This is a genomic window from Streptomyces longisporus, assembly GCF_039532765.1.
In the GTDB taxonomy this organism is placed as follows: domain Bacteria; phylum Actinomycetota; class Actinomycetes; order Streptomycetales; family Streptomycetaceae; genus Streptomyces; species Streptomyces longisporus.
In genome coordinates this window covers 167,822-188,434 of sequence record NZ_BAAASG010000017.1, presented here as the reverse complement: position 1 = coordinate 188,434, position 20,613 = coordinate 167,822, and the positions used below count along the sequence as shown (strand labels likewise).

Here is a 20,613-nt window from a genome sequence, read left to right as displayed (position 1 = left end):
GTCGCGTCGTCGGGGCGTACGGTGTTCTCGACAGACCGGCGGCCTGGGGCGACACTTGTGCGGCCCCCCAAGGCCCTAGAGGAAGGTGTCCGCGTGCCCCGCCGCAGAATCGGCTTCTGGTACCGCTTCGCAGCGGTGCTCTGCAAACCGCCACTGGTGGTTCTGATCAAGCGGGACTGGCGCGGAATGGAGCACATTCCGGCCGAGGGCGGATTTATCACCGCGGTGAACCACAATTCCCATGTGGACCCCTTCGCGTATGCGCACTATCAGTACAACACCGGACGGGTTCCGCGATTCCTGGCGAAGAGCGGCCTTTTCAAGAAGGGATTCGTCGGCGCCGCGATGCGCGGCACCGGACAGATCCCCGTCTACCGCGAGACCACGGACGCGCTGAGCGCATTCCGCGCCGCGATCGACGCCGTGGAACGCGGTGAGTGCGTGGCCTTCTACCCGGAGGGCACCATCACCCGGGACCCGAACCAGTGGCCCATGACCGGCAAGACCGGTGCCGCGCGCGTCGCCCTGACCACCAAGTGCCCGGTGATCCCCGTCGCCCAGTGGGGCGCCAACGAACTGCTGCCGCCGTACGCCAAGAAGCCCAACCTCCGCCCGCGCAAGACCCACCACGTGCTCGCGGGACCGCCCGTCGACCTCTCGCGCTTCTACGACAAGGAGATGACCCCGGACCTCCTGAAGGAGGCGACCGAGGTCATCATGGCCGCCATCACCCGCCAGCTGGAGGAGATCCGCGGCGAGAAGGCGCCCGAGACGCCGTACGACCCGCGACGGGAGCGGATCGAGCAGCGGCGCAGGACGCACGAGCAGAAGCTGGTCCAGGAGAGGGCCGAGCAGGAAGAGGGGCAGGGTACGTGAGCAAGCCCGTCAAGGCGGCCGTCTTCGGCACCGGTTCGTGGGGCACCGCGTTCGCCATGGTGCTCGCCGACGCGGGGTGCGAGGTCACTCTGTGGGGCCGGCGCGCCGAACTCGCGGACGCGGTCAACTCCACGCGGACGAACCCCGACTACCTCCCCGGTGTCGAACTCCCGGACAACGTACGGGCGACGGCGGACGCCGCCGAGGCCGCCCGCGGCGCCGACTTCACCGTCCTCGCGATCCCCTCGCAGACGCTGCGCGGCAACCTCGCCGAGTGGGCTCCGCTGCTGGCGCCCGACACGACCCTCGTCTCGCTCATGAAGGGCGTCGAACTCGGTTCCGCCATGCGGATGAGCGAGGTGATCGAGGACGTCGCCAAGGTGGGCGCCGATCGGATCGCCGTCGTCACCGGGCCCAACCTCGCGCGCGAGATCGCCGCCCGGATGCCGGCCGCCGCCGTCGTCGCCTGCACCGACGAGGCGGTCGCCCAGCGGCTCCAGGCCGCCTGCCACACCCCGTACTTCCGGCCGTACACGAACACGGACGTGGTCGGCTGCGAACTCGGCGGTGCGGTCAAGAACGTGATCGGGCTCGCCGTCGGCATCGCGGACGGCATGGGCCTCGGCGACAACGCCAAGGGCTCGCTCATCACCCGCGGCCTCGCCGAGACCACCCGGCTGGGCGTCGCGCTGGGCGCCGACCCGCTGACCTTCTCCGGACTCGCGGGCCTGGGCGACCTGGTGGCGACCTGCTCCTCGCCGCTGTCGCGCAACCACACCTTCGGCACCAACCTCGGCAAGGGCATGACCCTGCAGGAGACCATCGCGGTCACCAAGCAGACCGCCGAGGGCGTCAAGTCCTGTGAGTCCGTGGCGGATCTGGCCCGTCGGCACGGCGTGGAGATGCCCATCACCGAGACCGTCGTGGACATCGTGCACGAGGGCAAGCCTCCGGTGGTCGCTCTCAAGGAGCTGATGTCGCGCAGCGCAAAGCCCGAACGACGCTGAGCGAACCTGCTGAGTCGACGCTGTATCGGGGCTCTACCAACGGGTACGCTCAACGCGATATGAGCACCGAGAACCTCCCCCAGAGCCCTGAGCAGCCGCCTCGCAAGCCGCGCGTGGCCGTCGTGTTCGGCGGGCGCAGCTCCGAACACGGGATCTCCGTGGTCACCGCGGGCGCCGTCCTCAAGGCCATCGACCGGACCAAGTACGACGTCCTGCCGATCGGCATCACCAGGGACGGCCGCTGGGCCCTCACCGCCGACGAGCCCGAACGCATGGCGATCACCGACCGCCGTACGCCCGAGGTGGAGGACGTCGCCGAGTCGGGCGAGGGCGGCGTGGTGCTCCCGCTGGACCCCGGCAACCGCGAAGTCGTCGTCAGCGAGCCCGGATCGGTGCCCAAGGCGCTCGGCGAGGTCGATGTCGTCTTCCCCGTCCTGCACGGCCCCTACGGCGAGGACGGCACCCTGCAGGGCCTGCTGGAGCTCTCCGGCGTCCCGTACGTGGGTTCGGGCGTGCTCGCCTCGGCCGTCGGCCAGGACAAGGAGTACATGAAGCGGGTGTTCACCTCCTTCGGGCTCAAGGTCGGCCCGTACGTGGTGATCCGGCCCCGCGAGTGGGAGCTGGACGAGTCGGCCGCCCGCAAGAAGATCGTCGACTTCGCCGGCGAGCACGGCTGGCCGCTCTTCGTGAAGCCCGCGCGCGCGGGCTCGTCGATCGGCATCACCAAGGTCGACGACATCGCCGGTCTCGGCGACGCGATCGCGGAGGCCCAGCGGCACGACCCGAAGATCCTGGTCGAGGCGGCGCTGCGGGGCCGTGAGATCGAGTGCGGTGTCCTGGAGTTCGAGGACGGGCCGCGTGCCTCGGTGCCGTCCGAGATCCCCCCGCCGGACGCGCACGCGTACTACGACTTCGAGGCGAAGTACATCGACTCGACCCCGGGGATCGTGCCGGCACCGCTGACGCCCGAGGAGACCGCCGAGGTGCAGCGGCTCGCGGTGGACGCCTTCGAGGCCGCGTCCTGCGAGGGCCTGGTCCGCGCGGACTTCTTCCTCACCGAGGACGGCGAGTTCGTGATCAACGAGATCAACACCATGCCCGGCATGACCCCGATCTCGATGTACCCCCAGATGTGGGCGGCGAGCGGCCTCACCTACCCCGAGCTGGTGGACGAGCTCATCCAGGCGGCCCTGCGCAGGTCAACCGGGCTGAGGTGAAGCGCCCCGCAAGGGGCGCGGGGCTGTATCGATATGCGGCTACCGCCGCGTGGGCGCGAGCAACCCCACACGACTCGCAGTCGACGTATGACCTTTCCGCCGACGGCGATTAGTCGGCAATACCCGCCGGCACCGCCTTCTTGATGGCAGGCGCCAGATCAACCAACGGCGCCATGCCATCACCGGTGCGCTTCGCAGGGATCGACACCTCGACATAAGCCTTGCGCAGGGTGCTGGTGAAGCGGAATGACCCGTCCTTCTGCTTCTGCAACAGCCACCCCACCCCGTTCACCTCGACCCCGTCGGCCTCGGGATCACTCATCTCCGCGGGCCGCAAAACACCGCAGCGCAGTATGATCGCCGGGTTCCCCCAGCCCGCGGTCAGCGCGGACGCGGGCTCGGGATCCCGGCGACTGAGACCGTCGACCTTGGCCGGCAGCACTTTGTCCAGGCTCCGGCACAGCGCAGCGACCTTCGCCCCGGGCGAGGGAACCGCCGCCGACGCGCTGTCGTCTGCTGATGAGCAGCCCGCGGCGGCGATCAGCAGGACGAGTACGGGAAGCCCGGCAGGAACGGGGCGCCGGCGACTGAAAGACTTCACCGGCCAAGGGTAGACGGGGGCTACAGATGGACGACCGGGCAGGTCAGGGTGCGGGTGATGCCGTCCACCTGCTGGACCTTCGCGACCACCATGCGTCCGAGGTCGTCCACGGTGTCGGCCTGGGCCCGCACGATCACGTCATAAGGTCCTGTCACGTCCTCGGCCTGGATGACTCCAGGGATCTTGCTGATCGTCTCGGCGACGGTCGACGCCTTGCCGACCTCCGTCTGGATCAGGATGTACGCCTGTACCACGGAACCTCCAGGGCGGCCACGAGGATCATGTGGGGAAAAGGAACGCCACGGTATCGCGTCGCCGCTCGCCGCGGGGAGACCTGCGGAGGCCGGGGCTTGCGCGCCGGGGTGCAGGCACGGCAAAGGTTGACGGTCACCTCGACCGTATCGAGGACACTGATGACGCGCGACCGGGCACGGCCAGGGACAGAAGGGGAGCAAGGGCAATGAAGGGCACTGTTGGTGAGCTCGGGGAGTTCGGGCTCATCAGGGAGCTCACCTCCCGTCTCACCACCACCCCGGCGGTCCGGGTCGGCCCCGGCGACGACGCCGCGGTGGTGGCCGCACCCGACCGCCGGGTCGTGGCCAGCACCGACATCCTCCTGGAGGGACGGCACTTCCGCCGCGACTGGTCCACCGCCTACGACGTCGGACGTAAGGCCGCTGCGCAGAACCTCGCGGACATCGCCGCGATGGGTGCCGTACCGACCGCCCTGCTGCTCGGCCTGGTGGTGCCCGCCGAGCTTCCGGTGACCTGGCCCAGCGAGCTGATGGACGGCATCCGCGACGAGTGCCAGGTCGCGGGCGCGTCCGTGGTCGGCGGGGATGTCGTACGGGGCGACACGATCGTGGTGTCGATCACCGCCCTCGGCGATCTGCGCAACCAGGAGCCGATCACCCGGGGCGGCGCCCAGCCCGGCGACCTGGTCGCGGTGACCGGCTGGCTCGGCTGGTCCGCCGCCGGTTACGCGGTGCTCTCCCGGGGGTTCCGTTCGCCGCGCGCTTTCGTGGAGGCGCACCGGCGGCCCGAGCCGCCGTACCACGCGGGTCCGGCGGCCGCGGGGCTCGGCGCGACCGCGATGTGCGACGTCAGCGACGGGCTCATCGCCGACCTGGGGCACATCGCCGAGGCCAGCAAGGTCCGTATCGACATCCGTTCCGGCGCGATCGACATCCCCTCCCAGATGAACGACATCGGGCAGGCCGTCGGTGTCGACCCCATGCAGTGGGTGCTGACCGGGGGAGAGGACCACGCGATCGTGGCGACCTTCCCGCCGGACGTGAAACTGCCGGCCCGCTGGAAGGTGATCGGCGAGGTGCTCAACCCCTCGGCGCTGCCCCAGGTGACGGTGGACGGCGCGCCGTGGACCAGCAAGGGCGGCTGGGACCACTTCGGGGACATCGAGTCATGAGCGCCCCGCCCAGGGTGCTGACGGTCGCGGGCTCCGACTCCGGCGGCGGGGCCGGGATCCAGGCCGACTTGAAGACGATGCTCGCGCTCGGCGTGCACGGCATGAGTGTCGTCACGGCGGTCACCGCACAGAACTCCCTTGGCGTGCAGGGGGCTTGGGAGCTGCCGGTGGAGGCCGTGCGGGCCCAGTTCCGGAGCGTGGTCGACGACATCGGCGTACAGGCGGTCAAGACCGGGATGCTGGCCTCGGCGGAACTCGTCGAGGCGGTTGCCGAGTTGATCGCCGCGACCGATGCCCCCGCAGTCGTCGACCCGGTCGGCATCTCGAAGCACGGGGACTCGCTGCTGGCGGCCTCCGCACTGGAGTCCGTACGGACGAAGCTGCTGCCCGCGGCGACCGTCGCGACGCCGAACCTCGACGAGGTGGCGGAGCTCGCCGGGGTGCACGTCGGGTCGGAGTCGGATCTGCGCGAGGCGGCGGCGGCCGTGCTGTCGTACGGGCCGCGCTGGGTGCTCATCAAGGGCGGTCATCTGCCCGGCGAGGCCGTCGACCTGCTCACCGACGGCTCCGAGGAGCACTGGCTGCGCGCCCCGCGACACGACAACCGGCACACGCACGGCACGGGCTGCACCCTCGCGTCGGCGATCGCGTCGCAGCTCGCTAAGGGGCAGTCCGTGCCTCAGGCGGTGGCGGCGGCCAAGGAGTACGTCACCGGGGCGATCGCGGCCGGGTTCGCACTCGGTGGGGGGATCGGGCCCGTGGACCACGGGTGGGCCCTTACGCGGGGTACTCGGGGAGCCTGATGTTGGTCGCCGACTTCTCGGTGATCTTCTTGAAGAACGCGGCGAGCGGGCGGGAGGCGAGCAGCCGGTACATGCGGTCCCGGCTGCGGATGCGCCGCTCGGTGGGCGGCGCGAAGAACGGTCCCGCGTTGCCGGAGGTCTTCTGGCAGCCCTTGGCGAAGTCGGTGATCCGGGCCTCGTAAGCGGCGAACGCGGTGCGGTGGTCGCCGCCCGCGAGCGCCAGTTCACCGGCGAGGACGTACGCGCCGACGATCGCCACGCCCGTCCCCATGCCGCCCATGGTTGCTCCATAGCCCGCGTCCCCGAGCAGCGCCACCCGCCCCTTGGTCAGCCGGTCGACGTGGATCTGGGCGATCGCGTCGAAGTAGAGGTCCTCGGTCTGTTCGAGGGCCTTGAGGACGTTCGGCCCCTCCCAGCCCATCCCCGCAAAGCGGTCGGCGAGGATCCGCTTCTGCTGGGCGATGTCCCGGCGGTCGTACGACAGCTCCTGCGACCGGAAGACGAGCAGTGCGCCCGCGCGGTCCGGGTCGCCGTCGTAGTTGCCGATCACGATCGCGCGGCCGGGCTCGCTGTAGGTGCGGCCGGTACGGTCCAGGCCCAGGTGGTTGGGGACCTCGAAGCCCGCCACGTAGTGGTCGAGGAAGTGCAGGTAGCGCGACTCGTCGCCGAAGGCGAGGGAGCGGGTGTTCGAGTGCAGGCCGTCCGCGCCGATCACCAGGTCGAAGCGGCGGGCGGGCCCCTGCTCGAAGGTGACGTCGACCCCGTCGGCCGTGTCGTTGAGTGTGACGATCGAGTCGCCGAACACATACTCGATGCGATCGCGTGTGCGCTCGTACATGATCCGCGCGAGCTCGCCCCGGAAGATCTCGACGTCGCCGCTCATCATCTCCGAGGGCAGGTCCACCTTCGGGGAACCGTTCGCGTCGACGACGATCTGGCGGCCCATGTGGGTCTGGCGGGCGTGGATCTCGTCCCAGATGCCCATGGTGGTGAGGACGGTGCGGTGGACGTGCCCGCGGAAGTCGACCGCGAAGCCGCCGCCGCGCAGGTCGGGCGCCCTCTCGATGACGGTGACGCGGGCGCCGTGGCGCAGCAGGTTGAGGGCGAGGGCCGGACCGGCGACGCTGGCGCCGGAGATGAGGACGTTCAGGTGGCTGAGGCGCTGTGTGTCCGTCGTGCTCTGTGTCTTCGTCATGGGATGAGCTTCGGGGGCGCCGCTGACCGTCCTCCTACCGTTCGCTGACCGCCGCTGACCGCAGGCTTCGGCCCCGCTCGAAGGCGTTGTCGTACGCCTCGGGCGACAGCTGCGCGCGTACGTCCCTCTCCGTGCGTACGAGATCGGGGTCACGCTCGTTGCGCATGCCGCGCAGGGCGGTCGCCGCGCCGAGCAGGACGGCCGCCCGCTGAGGGGACTCGGCGACGGATGCCAAGGCCTCGACGGAATCGGCGAGTTCGAGGTCGCCCGGCCCCTCGGCGGCGAGCTCGGCGGCCTGCCGGAACCAGTCGCGGGCCTGCCCGGTGTGGCCCTCGGCGGCGGCCGTACGGCCGAGTCCGACCATGATCCTTACCGTCTCGCCGGCACTGAACCAGTTGGCCGCGCATGCCGCCAGGGCGTCCTCGTAGTGCACGCGCGCGCGTGCCGTGTCCCCGGACAGGCGGACCGTGTCGCCCAGGCCGCGCCGCGCGCTCGCCACCTTGTCGGGCAGACCGGCGTCACGCGCGAGCGTCAACGCCTGCTCGAAGTGGGCCGCCGCGCCGGACGCGTCCCCTTGGTGCAGCAGTACGGTCCCGCGGCCGCGCAGCAGATCGGCGGTCTCCTCCGGCGCGGCCAGCTCCCGCACATACGCCAGCCCCTCGTCGATCAGCTCCAGCGCGCGGCCCGACTCCCCGCGCGCGTGGGCGAACATCCCAAGCGGATCCAGGCAGTTGGCCATACCCCACCGGTCACCGGTGGTGCGGAACCCGGCCAGTGCACGGGCGAAACGTTCCTCGGCCTCCCGCGCCCGTCCCGCGAACTGCTCCTGGAAGCCGAGCCCGACGTCCAGCAGCGCCCGGACCCAGGGGGCGTCGCCGGCCAGGGCGAGGGCCCGGTCGTCGGAGCCGGGCCGCGGGCCGGCCGCGACCGACCACAGGACCAAGACGTACGGCAGCCGCAGCGGCCCCTCGTACGTGCTCAGGACGGCGTCCACGCGCGCGAGGAGGCCGTCCTGACCGACAGGATGGTCCCCGTCGGCGGAGAGCGCGTTGATGGCGCACAGCACGTACTCCTCCTCCAGGCCCGGTGGCGGCGCGTCCCCCACGGCGGCCAGCAGCTCGCGGGCCGTCGGCACCTGTTCGCCGTGCAGCCCGCGCAGCCGCCAGAACCAGGACAGGAGGCCCATCAGGCGCAGCGCGTCCGCGGGGGCGGCCCGTACGAGATGGCGCAGTGCCGCGTCCAGGTTGCCGCGCTCGGCGGCCAGACGGGCCAGCCAGGGCAGTTGGCCGCCGCTGCGGAGGTACGGCTCGGCCTGCTCGGCCAGCCGCAGGAAGTACCGGGCGTGCGCGTCCTTGAGGTGGCCCCGGTCCGGTCCGTCCTCGGCGGCGAACGCCCTGATCGTCTCCAGCATCCGGTAACGCCCCTCGGACACCTCCAGGAGCGACTTCTCGACCAGCGAGGCCAGGACGTCCTCCGGGTACGGCAGCGCGCACACCGCCTCGACCGCCTCCAGCGTCGCGCCCCCGGAGAACACCGTCAGTCGCCGCGCCAGCTCCCGCTCCTCCTCGTCCAGCAGGTCCCAGCTCCACTCCACGACGGCGCGCAGGGTACGGTGCCGGGGCGCCTTGGAGCGGTCGCCCCGGGACAGCACGCGAAACCGGTCGTCCAGGCGGTCCGCCAGCTCGTCCGGGGTCAGGGTGCGCAGCCGGGCCGCCGCCAGCTCGATGGCGAGCGGGAGCCCATCGAGGGCGGCACAGATGCCGTGCACGCGCGCGTTGGCCTCGAACGCGGGGTGTACGGCCCGGGCCCGGTCGGCGAAGAGCCGCACCGCGGGTTCCGGCGGCAGCGGCGGCACGGGGACCAGCACCTCGCCGGTGATCCCCAGGGACTCGCGGCTGGTGGCGAGGACGCGCACGCCGGGACACGAGCCGAGCAGTAGCGCGGCGATCCGGGCGGCCTCCTCGACCAGGTGCTCGCAGTTGTCGAGCACCAGAAGCAGCTCGCGCTCCTCCAGTGCGGCCAGCAGCCGGTCCGTGCTGTCGGCCGTGGCCGTGCGGAAACCCTCACGCACGCCGAGCGCAGCGAGGACGGCGTACGGGATCTGCCGGCCATCCGTGAGCGGGGCCAGCTCGACGAAACGGACATCGGCGTGCCGCGTCGCCGCCTCGATCGCCAGCCGTGTCTTGCCCGCACCGCCCGGGCCGGTGAGGGTGACCAGGCGAGCCTCGGCCAGGAGGCCGGCGATCCGGGTGAGTTCGCCCTCGCGGCCCACGAAACGGGTGAGCTGGACCGGGAGGCGGCGGCGCTCGGGTCCGCCGCACTGCAGCAGCTCCAGGTGCAGCGCGGACAGTTCGGGCGAGGGATCGGCGCCCAGTTCGTCGGCGAGGGTGCGCCGGGCCTCCTCGTACACCGTGAGCGCCTCGGCGGGGCGCCCGCCCGCGTGCAGGGCCCGCATCAGCTGCCCGTACAGACGCTCGCTCAGCGGATGCGCGGACAGCAGCGCCCGCAACTCCGGTACGAGTTCCGGGCCGCCGCCGAGCGCCAGGTCCGCCTCGATCCGGTCCTGTACGGCGGCCAGCCTGAGCTCCTCGAGCCGGGCGGCCTCGGCGTGCGCGTCCGGGAGGTCGGGCAGTGCGGGGCCGCGCCACAGGGCGAGGGCCTCCCTGAGCTGTGCGGCGACCTGCCGGTGATCGCCGGCAACAGTGCGTGCCTGCGCGGCCAACTGCTCGAACCGCAGGGCGTCGACCGTGTCGGGAGCGGTGGCGATGCGGTAGCCCGTGGGGGTCGCTTCGATCTCCGTGTGCGGGGCCAGACGCCGGCGCAGACGGGAGATCTGCGACTGGAGGGCGTTGGCGGCCCCCGCGGGCGGCTCGGCGCCGTACAGTCCGTCGATCAGCCGGCCCGTGGAGACCGATCGGCCCGCGTCGAGCAGCAGGAGAGTCAACAGGGCGCGGGGGCGGGGCCCTCCGGGGTCGACGGGGGTGCCGTTGTCGGTGCGTGCCTCCAGGGGGCCGAGGATGCCGAAGCGCATGCGCCCAGCTTGTCAGGCCCGCCGCCTTGTCAGGTACAGCAAAAAGCCGGCCCACCGAGGTGGACCGGCTCAGTGCAGCGAACCAGCAGTGGCCGCGCGCTTAGCTGTGCGTCAGCGCGAGACCTTGCCGGCCTTGATGCACGAGGTGCAAGCGTTCACGCGCTTCGGCGTCCCGCCGACCACGGTACGGACGCGCTGGATGTTCGGGTTCCAGCGACGGGACGTACGGCGGTGCGAGTGCGAGATGTTGTTGCCGAAGCCCGGCCCCTTGCCGCAGACGTCGCAGTTGGCAGCCACGGGTCACTCCAAAGACTTCAGATGCACTTACGGTTGAGTCCCGGCATGCCGGGATCGAGATCGCAGGATCAGAGATCTGAGTGGCGGTGCCAGGGGAGAGCCCGATGTGGATCGGGCAACCGGAGCAGCATACAACGACTGCGCCAGTACAACGAAACTACCATGGCTGATCAGGGCCCCGCTCCCGGCCCTCTTCCGGTGGTCACCCGCTCTGGGTCTACGCTGCGTCCAGTCCGGATCCTGAGGAGGCGCAGGTGGCGCAGGTGCCGCAGACATTCTTCGATGCTCTCGCGGTGCGCACCTGGTGCGGCCTCGCGCTGGAGGCGCTCGGCCGTGCGCGCGAGGAGATCGACGCGATCAACGTCTACCCCGTGGCCGACGGGGACACCGGCACCAACCTGTATCTGACCGTGGAGTCCGCCGTCGGGGCGGTGGAGGCCGTCTTCGCCGGGCATGAGGTGGGCTCCGAGGCCGCCGGGAAGCCCTCGCTTGCCGAGGCCGTGCGCGCGATGGCGCACGGGGCGCTGATAGGCGCGCAGGGGAACTCCGGGACGATCCTCGCGCAGCTGCTGCGCGGCATGGCGCAGGTGCTGGCCGCCGAGGGTGAGACGCCTCACACCGACGGCTCCGGCCTCCGGCTCGCCCTGCGGCACGCGGCCGACTCCGCCCGCCGGGCCGTCGCGCACCCGGTCGAGGGCACGGTCCTGTCGGTGGCCGCCGCGGCCGCCGACGCGGCCATGGGAGCCGAGGGCGACTGCGGGGCGGTCGCGCGGGCCGCCTACGAGGGAGCGCGCGCTGCACTGGTCGCGACCCCCGGGCAGCTGGCCGTGCTGGGCCGCGCCGGCGTGGTCGACGCCGGCGGACGCGGACTGGTGGCGGTGCTCGCGGCGCTGGTGGAGACGTTCACGGGGGAGGCGCCGGCGGCCGTCGCGCTGTTCGGCGGGCACGCGCGTGTGCAGACCGACACGGCCGTGGTGGAGAGCACCCTCGTGGCCGAGGACTGTGTACCCCCTGTGGAGGAGGGCGGACCCGCATTTGAGGTGATCTATCTCCTGGAGGCCGAGGACGCGGCCGTGGACCGGCTGCGGGCGCGGCTCGACGCTCTCGGGGACTCGCTGGTCGTGGTCGGCGGCGACGGGCTGTGGAACGTGCACGTACACGTGGACGACGCGGGCGCCGCCGTGGAGGCGGGGGTCGAGGCGGGGCGGCCGTACCGGATCCGGATCACTCACTTCGGTGTCGGCGATGTGCACACCACCGGTGGGCAGCGGCCGCCCAGGGAGCAGGTACAGCGGGCGGTCGTGGCCGTCGTGCCGGGCGAGGGCCTGGCCGGGCTGTACAGCGAGGCGGGCGCGACCACCGTGCTCGCGCGCCCCGGGGAGCCGCCTGCGAGCGGTGAGCTCGTTGACGCCGTACGGCGCGCCCACGCGCGCGAGGTCGTGCTGCTGCCCAACGACGCCGACCTGCGCCACACCGCCGCCGCGGCGGCCGAGCAGGCCCGGACCGAGGGCATCCGGGTGGCCCTGATCCCGACCCGCTCCGCGGTCCAGGGGATCGCCGCGCTCGCCGTGCACGAGCCGGAGCGCCGCTTCGACGAGGACGTCGTGTCGATGACCTCGGCGGCCGGTGCGACCCGCTACGCCGAGGTCGCGGTCGCCGAGCGCCAGTCCTGGACCATGGCCGGAATCTGCCAGGCAGGGGATGTCCTCGGCCTCATCGACGGCGACGTGGCCGTGATCGGCACCGACGTCACCCTCACCGCCGAAACCGTCCTCGACCGCATGCTCCAGGCCGGCGGCGAACTGGTCACCCTGGTCCTGGGCGACGAGGCCCCCGACTCCGTCGCGGACCGCCTCCAGACCCGAGTCCGCGAGTCGTACCTCGCCGTGGACACGGTGGTCTACCAGGGCGGCCGCCAGGGAGCCCTGCTCCTGATCGGCGTCGAATAGCCCCCTGGGGCCCACCGTTCCTGGCGCCGGCGGTCCCGACGCCCCGTCCGCTTCTGCCCCGGGCCGACCGCGAGGACCCCGGGTGGGCGGCGGGGCTCTGGCCACGAGGCCCTTGCGCTCGGGGGCTCCGCGGCTCCCCGGGGGAGGAGGGGACTCCTGGCCCCTGCAGTCCGACCTTCCCGGCCCGGGCCGGTTCGGGGACTGCCGACCCGCTGCCGGGTGCGAGCCCCTGCCGCTGCGGCCCGACCGCTCCGGCCCGGGTCGGCTGCGAGGTTCCTGGCGCGTGCCGACCGGAGTTCTCGGCCCGACCCGCCCCCAGAGTCCCCGGCTTTGGGCCGGCCCCGCCTTCCGTCTTCAGTCCGCCCTCTGTTCCTCCACCACCTGCAGCATCTGTTCCGCCTCCGCCCGTCGGTTCCGGGCTGTCTCGTCCTTGGGGTCGGCGTCGTCGTAGGCGGCGAGGACCGTACGGGCGTGGGTTGCTGCTCGGGAGGGGCGGGCGAGGTCGGCTTCCAGCCAGCCTGCGGCCAGTTCGGCGCCGGTGCGGCTGTGCAGGGCGTCGTCACCCAGGGAGGTGAACACAGCGATCGCCTCGGTGACCTCGGACAGGGCGTCTTCGAGTGCCGCCCGGATCGAGTCGTCGTCGGCGTCCTCCGTGGCGGAGCGGGCGAGCAGGTCGCCGAACTGGCGGTGGGTGTGCCCGAGTTCGGCGACGAGCCGCTGCCGGGCCTCCTCGTCGGCACCGGCGCTGCCCAGCGCCGTCTCGCACTCCCGCACCGCGCCCGCCATCAGCTCCCGTGCCGCGCCCGTTCCGTCCGCCGCCCGCAGCGCCAGCCAGGCGCGGGCGCGCAGGGAGCGTACGAGGCCGTGGACGTTGCCGAGCGAGCGCCACAGGCCGCCCGCGCGCGCGTACGCCCGGTCCGCCTCGGCGGGCAGCCCGGCGGCGCCGAGCGACTCGGCGGCGAGGTGGGCGAGCGTCGCGTGGTCGTGCTGCTCGGGCCACTCCTCGGCGATCTCCGCAGCCTGCAGCCGCCGTTCGGCCGCCTCGCGGTGCTCGCCCAGTTCACTCAGACAGTCACCGAGCCACCACATCGTCTGGACGACCGCGCCGTCCCCGTGCGTCTCGGCACTCAGATCGGGCAGCGCCGACTCCAGCACCTCCGCGGCCTCGGCCCACCGCTCCTGCCGCAGCAGGAACCCGCCGAGCTGCTGCCGCGCCCAGGCCCCGAGCGTCGGGCCCTCGCCCGCCTCGTCCGCCCAGTGCGCCGCCTCCAGGGCGTGCTCCGCGGCCTCCACGGACAGCCCCCGGCCACCCAGCACCTCGGCGAGCTGCAGATGCAGCTGGGCCCGCCCGACCGCCTCCAGATGCGCCCCGCCGTGCTCCAGGGCCGCCCGCAGCGCCCGTTCCGCCCCCGAGATGTCGCCCAGGTGATGCGCCAGCCCGGCCAGCCGCGCCTCGTACTCCACCGCGAACCACGGCAGCCCGGCCCCCACGAACCCGGCCGTGGCCCGCCCGAACAGCTCCACGGCCGTCTCCAGGTCGCCGCCGCGCACCGCCAGATCCGCGAGCATGGCCTGGGCCTCGGCCTCCCGCGCGGCGATCCGCACATCGCCCCCGGTGTACCCGCCGACCAGCGCGAGCAGTTCACGCACGGCGCTCTCGGCCTCGGCGAGAACCGTTTCCTCAGCCGGCTCGCCCGCCTCCTGCACCCGCCGCATCAGGACCCGCGCCCGTCCCATCAGCACGGAGGCCGTCTGCCGTACGCCGGTGGCGTCGTCGGCGTACAGCGCCAGGACCTGGTCGTACGGCTCGGTGACCGCCGCCAGCGCCTCGTCCAGCTGACCGGACAACGCGCGTACATACGCCGCACGCGTGCGTGCCGCCAGCGCCTCACCGGGGTCGCCGGCCTCCGCGTAAAGCTGGGCGGCCCGTTCGAAGAGTGCGGCGCCCTCCGGACCCCGGTCCATCGCCTCGTGGTCGGCGATCTCCGCGCGGTCGTGGGCGTCCAGCTCGACGCCCTCCGCGGCGCGCGAGACGGCCGCCCAGGCGTCCATGGCCTTCGGCTGCAGGGTGTGCGAGAGCCGGCGTGCCTCGGCCAGCAGGGCGGGCAGGTCCGGCGCGTCCGCGGCCACGGCGGCCGACGGCGCCACCGGAGGCGTCGAGACCGGGCGCGTCGCCCGCACCCCGAGCGGCAACCGCTCGACCAGCGGTCGCTGCGCCATACGCGCGCGTGCCCGCTCACCGACGTACGCATTGCCGTTGCGCTCGTCGAAACGCGCCGCCAGCGCAAGCGCCTCGGCACGCGCGTGCGTGGCCAGTTCGCGCGCCGTCCACCTCCGGCCGGCCGGTCCGGGCACCTCACGGTCTCCCAGCCCTGCCTCGTCCAGCCGCTCCATGAGCAGCGTCACCACGCTCAGGAAGTCCAGCCGGCTGCGCGGCTGCCCGGTGTCCGTGAAGTACGCCGGCCGCTCCGCGAGCAGCTCCAGACCGCGCGCCTCGTTCCCGGTCAGCGCGCAGAACTCGACATGGTCCGCGTACGCGCCCCGCATGCTCTCCATGGACCGCACCAGCCGGAAGCCCCGCAGATGGTTGGCGCGCGCCTCGTCCGTGCTGCCCAGCCGCAGCAGCGGCACCAGGGACGACGCGAGCACCGTATGCGGCTCGTGGGCGCACGTGAACTCGCCCTCCAGGACCGGCCGCCACAGCAGCAGCGCCTCCGCGTCCCGCCCCCGCTCCGCCTGCCACCAGCCCTGCCCGTGCAGCTCGCACGCAGGGCAGTCGGCCATGCTGTCCCGGTCGGCGGCCAGCCACGCGGCGTACGCCCGCTCCGCCCGCGCGATGTCCCCGATGTGCGCCGCCACACTGAACTCGGCACTGCGCACGGCCCGCTCCGAGTGCCCGGCCAGCCGGTAGCGGTGCTCCATCTCGCCCAGCCACTTCTCGATCGAGGCGAGCGGCACATGCGGCTGGTCGAGCATCCCGGACGACATCCACTTGAAGACCCAGTGCAGAGAGTGCACCTCGTACTCGTCGAAGTCCCCGGGCCGCTCGTCCCACATGCGAAGCAGACGCGCGAAGGGGACGAACATCTTGTCCTTCTCGGAGCTGTAGTTGTAGACCTTCAGCTGGTGCCCGAGCGCCTCGATCACGGCGAGCGGGATGCCCAGCCCCTCGGCCTCCACGAGCAGCTGCTCCGCGCGCGCGTTGCGCGCCGGCCCCTCAGGCCGTTCGGAGTTCTCCGCCATCGCGCGGCGCAGGGAGTCGAAGTCCGTGATTCCGCTCATCAGTTGCCGTCCTCCCCGTGGGTCGCCCATTCCAGCAGGCCGATGAACGCCCGGTTCAGCAGCGCCGCGTCCGCCGGCCGCAGCGGGCGCTGCGCCATGAGCAGAGCCTGCCCGTACAGGGACTCGGTGGCGGTGCCGATCAGTTCCGGATCGCGGAGGGAACTGATCCGCCGGACCAGCGGGCTGAGGTGGTTGAGCACGAGACGCGCGCGTGGGGCGCTGCCACGGAGCGACCCCAGGATGCCCGCCCAGAGGTCGTCGGCCCGCTCCTCGGCCTCGGCACGGGCCTGCTCGTGACGGGCCGCCCGGTCGTCCAGGTGCAGCGCGGGAACGGACAGCGGATGGAAGGCCCGCAGCACCACATCGCACCCCAGGGGATCGAGTTTCGCCCGCGCGGCCGCCAGGAAGCCGGACAGGGCCAGCTCCTCGGCCGGGTCGACCGCGTCCAGATGCGCGGTCACCGTGTCGGCGTCCAGCTGCGCGACCACCGTCCCGGGCCGTACCGAAGGCAACGCCTCGACCAGCTCGCTGTCGTACGTGTAACCGCCGTTGACCACCCCGACGCCCTGCGCGGACGCGATCGGGGCGACCTGCCGGTACTCCTCCACGGTCCGCGTGAAGTGCACCACCGGGTGCCGCTGCGCGAACTCCTGCAGCGACAGCTGCCCGTCGGTGGTCTCGAAGGGCAGCCACGGCAGCATCGTGCGCAGCATCTCCATGTCGTGCCGCGCCAGGGACTTCACACCCAGGTGGTGCACGGACAGAAAGGCCGCCAGCCGCTGCGGATCGCCGGCCGCGAGCCCGGTAAGCCAGGACCGGATCCTTGTCCCGAGTGCCTCCCGTACGGCCGCCAGCGTCTCGTCCTCGTACAGCGACTCGCGCGAGGCCGTGGGCCGCAGACTGTCGGTGTCCAGCACGCACCGCACGAAGAACGCCCAGTCCGGCAGCAGCTGTTCGGCCCGCTCGGTCAGCAGCATGCCCTTCAGATGCACACGATGCCTCGCCCGCTGGGCGGGGCTCACGGCCGACGGAAGGACGTACGCCACACCGCGGATCCCGGCGAGCGGCACGTTCAGCTCGATCGAGTCGAGCGGGGTGAAGCCGAACAACTCGTGACAGTGCCGCGCCAGCGCCACCCGCCGGTTGGCGGGGGAGGGGTACGCCCGGTCCCAAGGCGCCGGGAGGTCGGTGACCGCCTCGTCGCCGACCCGGACGTCGTACGGCAGCAGCGATCCGAAGTCCCGCGCCAGCGTGAGCACCCGCTCGGGCGCGAGCCACTCCCCGGCCCCCGCCCGCGCCACCAGGTGCACGGTGGTGCCCGGTTCGGGCCGCGCCTCGTGCGGCAGCGTCCGCACGGTGTACGAACCGTCGTCGCTCGCCGTCCACTCCACGACCGCCGCGTCCGGAGTACGGGCGCTGCGGCTGACCACCCGGATCCGCTCGGCGACCACGAAGCAGGCCAGCAGCCCGATGCCGAACTGGCCGAGGAAGTCGGAGCGGGCCTCCTGGATCCCGTCGGCGATCTGGTCGGTCCGCTTGGAACTGCGCCCGATGGTGGCCAACAGGGTGTGCACGTCCGCCTCGGTGAGCCCCACCCCCGTGTCCTCGACCCGCAGGGCACCGGCCTGCGTGGACAGCCGCACCCGCGCCGGCGCGCCGGGCTGCTCCGCGCGCCGGGCGGTGATGGCGTCCACGGCGTTCTGCAGCAGTTCCCGCAGATAGACCTTGGGGCTGGAGTACAGGTGATGGGAGAGCAGGTCCACCAGCCCGCGCAGGTCGACCTGGAACGTATGAGGTGACTGGGGTGACTGGGACGGCTGGGATGACTTCGAAGTCTGGGAGTCCATCGTCGCAGCGCCGGTGGGGGGAGGTTCGCGACGGCGCGGGGTCGGGCGGTCCCTGGTGGGGCGGTGACCGCGGGGGATGGCCGGAGCGCGCCATCCTAAGGCCGGAACGAGCCGTCTGACCAGGGGTTTCGCGGGACGTATACGGGATTGTCAGTGGCGTGGTGTGCAATGGATCTCGTGCCCGCACTGGAAGAACCACTGAAGCAACCACTGAAGTCAGTGCTCGGCCCCGCCACCGCGAAGGTGATGGCCGAGCACCTCGGCCTGCACTCCGTCGGCGACCTCCTCCACCACTACCCGCGCAGATACGAGGAGCGCGGCCAGCTCACCCACCTCGCCGACCTCCCGATGGACGAGCACGTCACGGTGGTCGCGATGGTCGCCGACGCCCGCCTGCACAGCTTCGCCTCCGCCAAGGCCCCCCGTGGCAAGGGCCAGCGCCTCGAGGTCACCATCACCGACGGCAGCGGACGCCTCCAACTGGTCTTCTTCGGCAACGGCGTCCACAAGCCGCACAAGGAGCTGCTGCCGGGCACCCGCGCGATGTTCGCGGGCAGGGTCTCCGTCTTCAACCGCCGCCTTCAACTGGCCCACCCGGCCTACGAGTTGCTACGGGGCGACAGCGACGAGACGGTCGAGACCTGGGCCGGCGCCCTCATCCCCATCTACCCGGCCACGGCCAAACTGGAGTCCTGGAAGATCGGCAAGGCCCTCCAGACGGTCCTGCCCACCGCCCAGGAGGCCATCGACCCGCTGCCGGAGGGACTGCGCGAGGGTCGCGGCCTGGTCTCCCTCCCCGAGGCCCTGCTCAAGATCCACCGCCCGCACACCAAGGCCGACATCGAGGACGCCCGGGCCCGCCTCAAGTGGGACGAGGCCTTCGTCCTCCAGGTCGCCCTCGCCCGCCGCAGGCACGCCGACGCCCAACTCCCGGCGGTCGCCCGCAAACCCAAGCCCGACGGCCTGCTCACCGCCTTCGACGACCGCCTCCCCTTCACCCTCACCGAGGGTCAGCAGAAGGTCTCCAAGGAGATCTTCGACGACCTGGCGACCGAGCACCCGATGCACCGGCTGCTGCAGGGAGAGGTCGGATCGGGAAAAACCATGGTGGCCCTCCGCGCCATGCTCGCCACGGTCGACGCCGGCGGCCAGGCCGCCATGCTCGCCCCCACCGAGGTCCTCGCCCAGCAGCACCACCGCTCCGTCGTCGAGATGATGGGCGAGCTCGCCGAGGGCGGGATGCTGGGCGGTGCCGAGCACTCCACCAAGGTGGTGCTGCTGACGGGTTCCATGGGCGCCGCCGCCCGCCGTCAGGCCCTGCTCGACCTGGTCACCGGCGAGGCCGGCATCGTGATCGGCACCCACGCCCTGATCGAGGACAAGGTCCAGTTCCACGACCTGGGCCTGGTCGTCGTCGACGAACAGCACCGCTTCGGCGTCGAACAGCGCGACGCCCTGCGCGGCAAGGGCAAACAGCCCCCGCACCTCCTCGTCATGACGGCCACCCCCATTCCGCGCACGGTCGCCATGACCGTCTTCGGCGACCTGGAGACCTCGGTCCTCGACCAACTCCCCGCAGGCCGCTCGCCCATCGCCTCGCACGTCGTCCCGGCCGCCGACAAGCCCCACTTCCTCTCCCGCGCCTGGGAGCGGGTCCGCGAGGAGGTCGAGAGCGGCCATCAGGCGTACGTCGTCTGCCCCCGCATCGGCGACGAGGAGGACGACCCGAAGAAGTCCGGCAAGAAGAAATCCCCGGAGGACGAGGCGGAGAAGCGGCCCCCGCTCGCCGTCCTCGACGTGGCCGACCAGCTCGCCAAGGGCCCGCTCCAGGGCCTGAGCGTCGAGGTCCTGCACGGCAGAATGCACCCCGACGACAAGGACGCGGTCATGCGCCGCTTCGCGGCCGGCGACACCGATGTCCTGGTGGCCACCACGGTCATCGAGGTCGGCGTCAACGTACCGAACGCCACCGCCATGGTGATCATGGACGCCGACCGCTTCGGCGTCTCCCAGCTGCACCAGCTGCGCGGCCGCGTCGGCCGTGGCTCGGCCCCCGGCCTCTGCCTCCTGGTCACCGAAATGCCCGAGGCGAGCGCAGCCCGCCAGCGCCTGACCGCGGTCGCCTCCACCCTCGACGGCTTCGAACTCTCCCGCATCGACCTGGAACAGCGCCGCGAGGGAGACGTCCTCGGCCAGGCCCAGTCGGGCGCCCGCACCAGCCTCCGCGTCCTGGCGGTCATCGAGGACGAGGAGGTCATCGCGGAGGCGAGGGAGGAAGCGGCGGCGGTGGTGGCGGCGGATCCGGAACTGACGGGACTTCCCGGCCTACGGACGGCCCTGGGCGCCCTTCTGGACGAGGAAAGGGAGCAGTACTTGGACAAGGGCTGAGGTGGAGCGCCCCTGAAAGGGGCGCGGGGAACTGCGCGACCAGCCACAATGGACCTGTAGCCGCCCCAAAAACAAGGAACTGAAGATGACCCGCGTGATCGCCGGCGCAGCCGGCGGACGTCGCCTCGCCGTGCCGCCAGGCAATGGCACCCGCCCCACCTCCGACCGCGCACGCGAAGGCCTCTTCTCCACCTGGCAATCCCTCCTGGGCAGCCCGCTGCAAGGCGAACGCGTGCTCGACCTCTACGCCGGCTCCGGCGCCGTGGGCCTGGAGGCCCTCTCCCGAGGCGCAAGCCACACCCTCCTCGTCGAGGCGGACGCCCGCGCCGCCCGTGTCATCCGCGAGAACGTCAAATCTCTCGGCCTGCCCGGCGCCGAGGTGAGGGCGGGCAAAGCCGAACAGATCATCCAGATGCCGGCGCCGGCACCGCCGTACGATCTCGTCTTCCTCGACCCCCCGTACCGAGTCACAGATCACGATCTTCGGGAGATTCTCCTCACACTCCGTTCGGGAGGCTGGCTCGCGCCGGAGGCGATCGTCACCGTGGAGCGCAGCACCAGAGGCGGCGAATTCAGGTGGCCCGAGGGTTTCGACGCGGTCAAGGCCCGTCGCTACGGCGAGGGAACGTTTTGGTACGGTCGCGCCGCCTCTACGTGCGAAGACGCACGATGACCGGACCGGAGAGCGAGGGAT

The 20,613-nt window shown here is 72.2% G+C and carries 15 protein-coding genes; 8 read left to right on the top strand and 7 right to left on the bottom strand.

The window, feature by feature from the left end; translation table 11 throughout:
* The first annotated feature begins 93 nt into the window (after window positions 1-93).
* The 3 genes from ABD355_RS34605 to ABD355_RS34595 are packed head-to-tail and all read left to right on the top strand — an operon-like array spanning window position 94 to window position 3,100.
* Complete coding sequence (locus ABD355_RS34605) at window positions 94-876, top strand: lysophospholipid acyltransferase family protein (RefSeq protein WP_344404876.1); 783 nt, start codon at window positions 94-96, stop codon at window positions 874-876.
* Window positions 873-1,883, top strand: coding sequence for an NAD(P)H-dependent glycerol-3-phosphate dehydrogenase (locus ABD355_RS34600; RefSeq protein WP_099931539.1), 1,011 nt, complete (start codon window positions 873-875; stop codon window positions 1,881-1,883). Before ABD355_RS34605 ends, ABD355_RS34600 begins: the two co-directional genes overlap by 4 nt.
* A 59-nt stretch (window positions 1,884-1,942) precedes the next feature.
* Window positions 1,943-3,100, top strand: a complete 1,158-nt coding sequence (locus tag ABD355_RS34595; RefSeq protein WP_344404875.1) for a D-alanine--D-alanine ligase family protein — start codon at window positions 1,943-1,945, stop codon at window positions 3,098-3,100.
* Window positions 3,101-3,209: 109 nt separating this feature from the next.
* Here ABD355_RS34595 and ABD355_RS34590 read toward each other — a convergent pair whose 3' ends face one another.
* Window positions 3,210-3,701 carry a DUF3515 domain-containing protein gene (locus tag ABD355_RS34590; RefSeq protein ID WP_344404874.1) on the bottom strand — a complete coding sequence of 164 codons (492 nt, stop codon included), beginning with the start codon at window positions 3,699-3,701 and terminating at the stop codon, window positions 3,210-3,212.
* Window positions 3,702-3,721: 20 nt separating this feature from the next.
* Window positions 3,722-3,955, bottom strand: coding sequence for an Lrp/AsnC family transcriptional regulator (locus ABD355_RS34585; protein ID WP_003997603.1), 234 nt, complete (start codon window positions 3,953-3,955; stop codon window positions 3,722-3,724).
* A 206-nt stretch (window positions 3,956-4,161) separates the two neighbouring features.
* Here ABD355_RS34585 and ABD355_RS34580 point away from each other — a divergent pair, with 206 nt between their 5' ends.
* Window positions 4,162-5,127, top strand: coding sequence for a thiamine-phosphate kinase (locus ABD355_RS34580; protein WP_030943058.1), 966 nt, complete (start codon window positions 4,162-4,164; stop codon window positions 5,125-5,127).
* Window positions 5,124-5,930, top strand: coding sequence for a bifunctional hydroxymethylpyrimidine kinase/phosphomethylpyrimidine kinase (gene thiD, locus ABD355_RS34575; RefSeq protein ID WP_344404873.1), 807 nt, complete (start codon window positions 5,124-5,126; stop codon window positions 5,928-5,930). Before ABD355_RS34580 ends, thiD begins: the two co-directional genes overlap by 4 nt.
* Here the strand turns inward: thiD and ABD355_RS34570 are convergent.
* The 3 genes from ABD355_RS34570 to rpmB form a co-directional block, all read right to left on the bottom strand.
* Window positions 5,905-7,125 carry an FAD-dependent monooxygenase gene (locus ABD355_RS34570; RefSeq protein WP_344404872.1) on the bottom strand — a complete coding sequence of 407 codons (1,221 nt, stop codon included), beginning with the start codon at window positions 7,123-7,125 and terminating at the stop codon, window positions 5,905-5,907. The genes thiD and ABD355_RS34570 overlap by 26 nt on opposite strands.
* Window positions 7,126-7,159: 34 nt before the next feature.
* Complete coding sequence (locus ABD355_RS34565) at window positions 7,160-10,156, bottom strand: ATP-binding protein (protein WP_344404871.1); 2,997 nt, start codon at window positions 10,154-10,156, stop codon at window positions 7,160-7,162.
* A 111-nt stretch (window positions 10,157-10,267) separates the two neighbouring features.
* Window positions 10,268-10,453: a 50S ribosomal protein L28 gene (rpmB, locus tag ABD355_RS34560; protein WP_003993230.1), complete on the bottom strand. Its 186-nt coding sequence runs from the start codon at window positions 10,451-10,453 to the stop codon at window positions 10,268-10,270.
* A gap of 254 nt (window positions 10,454-10,707) precedes the next feature.
* Between rpmB and ABD355_RS34555 the strand changes: the two genes are divergently transcribed.
* Complete coding sequence (locus ABD355_RS34555; protein WP_344404870.1) at window positions 10,708-12,402, top strand: DAK2 domain-containing protein; 1,695 nt, start codon at window positions 10,708-10,710, stop codon at window positions 12,400-12,402.
* A 354-nt stretch (window positions 12,403-12,756) separates the two neighbouring features.
* Here the strand turns inward: ABD355_RS34555 and ABD355_RS34550 are convergent, their stop codons facing one another.
* Together ABD355_RS34550 and ABD355_RS34545 are read right to left on the bottom strand one after the other, a co-directional pair.
* Window positions 12,757-15,684 (bottom strand): tetratricopeptide repeat protein, encoded by a 2,928-nt coding sequence (locus tag ABD355_RS34550; protein ID WP_344404869.1) that lies wholly within the window; start codon window positions 15,682-15,684, stop codon window positions 12,757-12,759.
* Window positions 15,684-17,531: an HSP90 family protein gene (locus ABD355_RS34545; RefSeq protein WP_344404868.1), complete on the bottom strand. Its 1,848-nt coding sequence runs from the start codon at window positions 17,529-17,531 to the stop codon at window positions 15,684-15,686. Before ABD355_RS34545 ends, ABD355_RS34550 begins: the two co-directional genes overlap by 1 nt.
* Before the next feature lie 168 nt (window positions 17,532-17,699).
* Between ABD355_RS34545 and recG the strand changes: the two genes are divergently transcribed.
* On the top strand, window positions 17,700-19,919 hold the full coding sequence (recG, locus tag ABD355_RS34540; protein ID WP_344404866.1) for an ATP-dependent DNA helicase RecG: 2,220 nt from the start codon (window positions 17,700-17,702) through the stop codon (window positions 19,917-19,919).
* Window positions 19,920-19,950: 31 nt separating this feature from the next.
* Window positions 19,951-20,592, top strand: a complete 642-nt coding sequence (gene rsmD / locus ABD355_RS34535) for a 16S rRNA (guanine(966)-N(2))-methyltransferase RsmD (RefSeq protein WP_344405027.1) — start codon at window positions 19,951-19,953, stop codon at window positions 20,590-20,592.
* Window positions 20,593-20,613: the final 21 nt, after the last annotated feature.

Coding starts and splice junctions, on each gene's coding strand:
- ABD355_RS34595 (WP_344404875.1), top strand. CDS start 1,943: ATGAGCACCGAGAACCTCCCCCAGAGCCCTGAGCAGCCGCCTCGCAAG.
- ABD355_RS34580 (WP_030943058.1), top strand. CDS start 4,162: ATGAAGGGCACTGTTGGTGAGCTCGGGGAGTTCGGGCTCATCAGGGAG.
- ABD355_RS34545 (WP_344404868.1), bottom strand. CDS start 17,531: ATGGACTCCCAGACTTCGAAGTCATCCCAGCCGTCCCAGTCACCCCAG.
- thiD (WP_344404873.1), top strand. CDS start 5,124: ATGAGCGCCCCGCCCAGGGTGCTGACGGTCGCGGGCTCCGACTCCGGC.
- ABD355_RS34570 (WP_344404872.1), bottom strand. CDS start 7,125: ATGACGAAGACACAGAGCACGACGGACACACAGCGCCTCAGCCACCTG.
- ABD355_RS34550 (WP_344404869.1), bottom strand. CDS start 15,684: ATGAGCGGAATCACGGACTTCGACTCCCTGCGCCGCGCGATGGCGGAG.
- recG (WP_344404866.1), top strand. CDS start 17,700: ATGGATCTCGTGCCCGCACTGGAAGAACCACTGAAGCAACCACTGAAG.
- ABD355_RS34565 (WP_344404871.1), bottom strand. CDS start 10,156: ATGCGCTTCGGCATCCTCGGCCCCCTGGAGGCACGCACCGACAACGGC.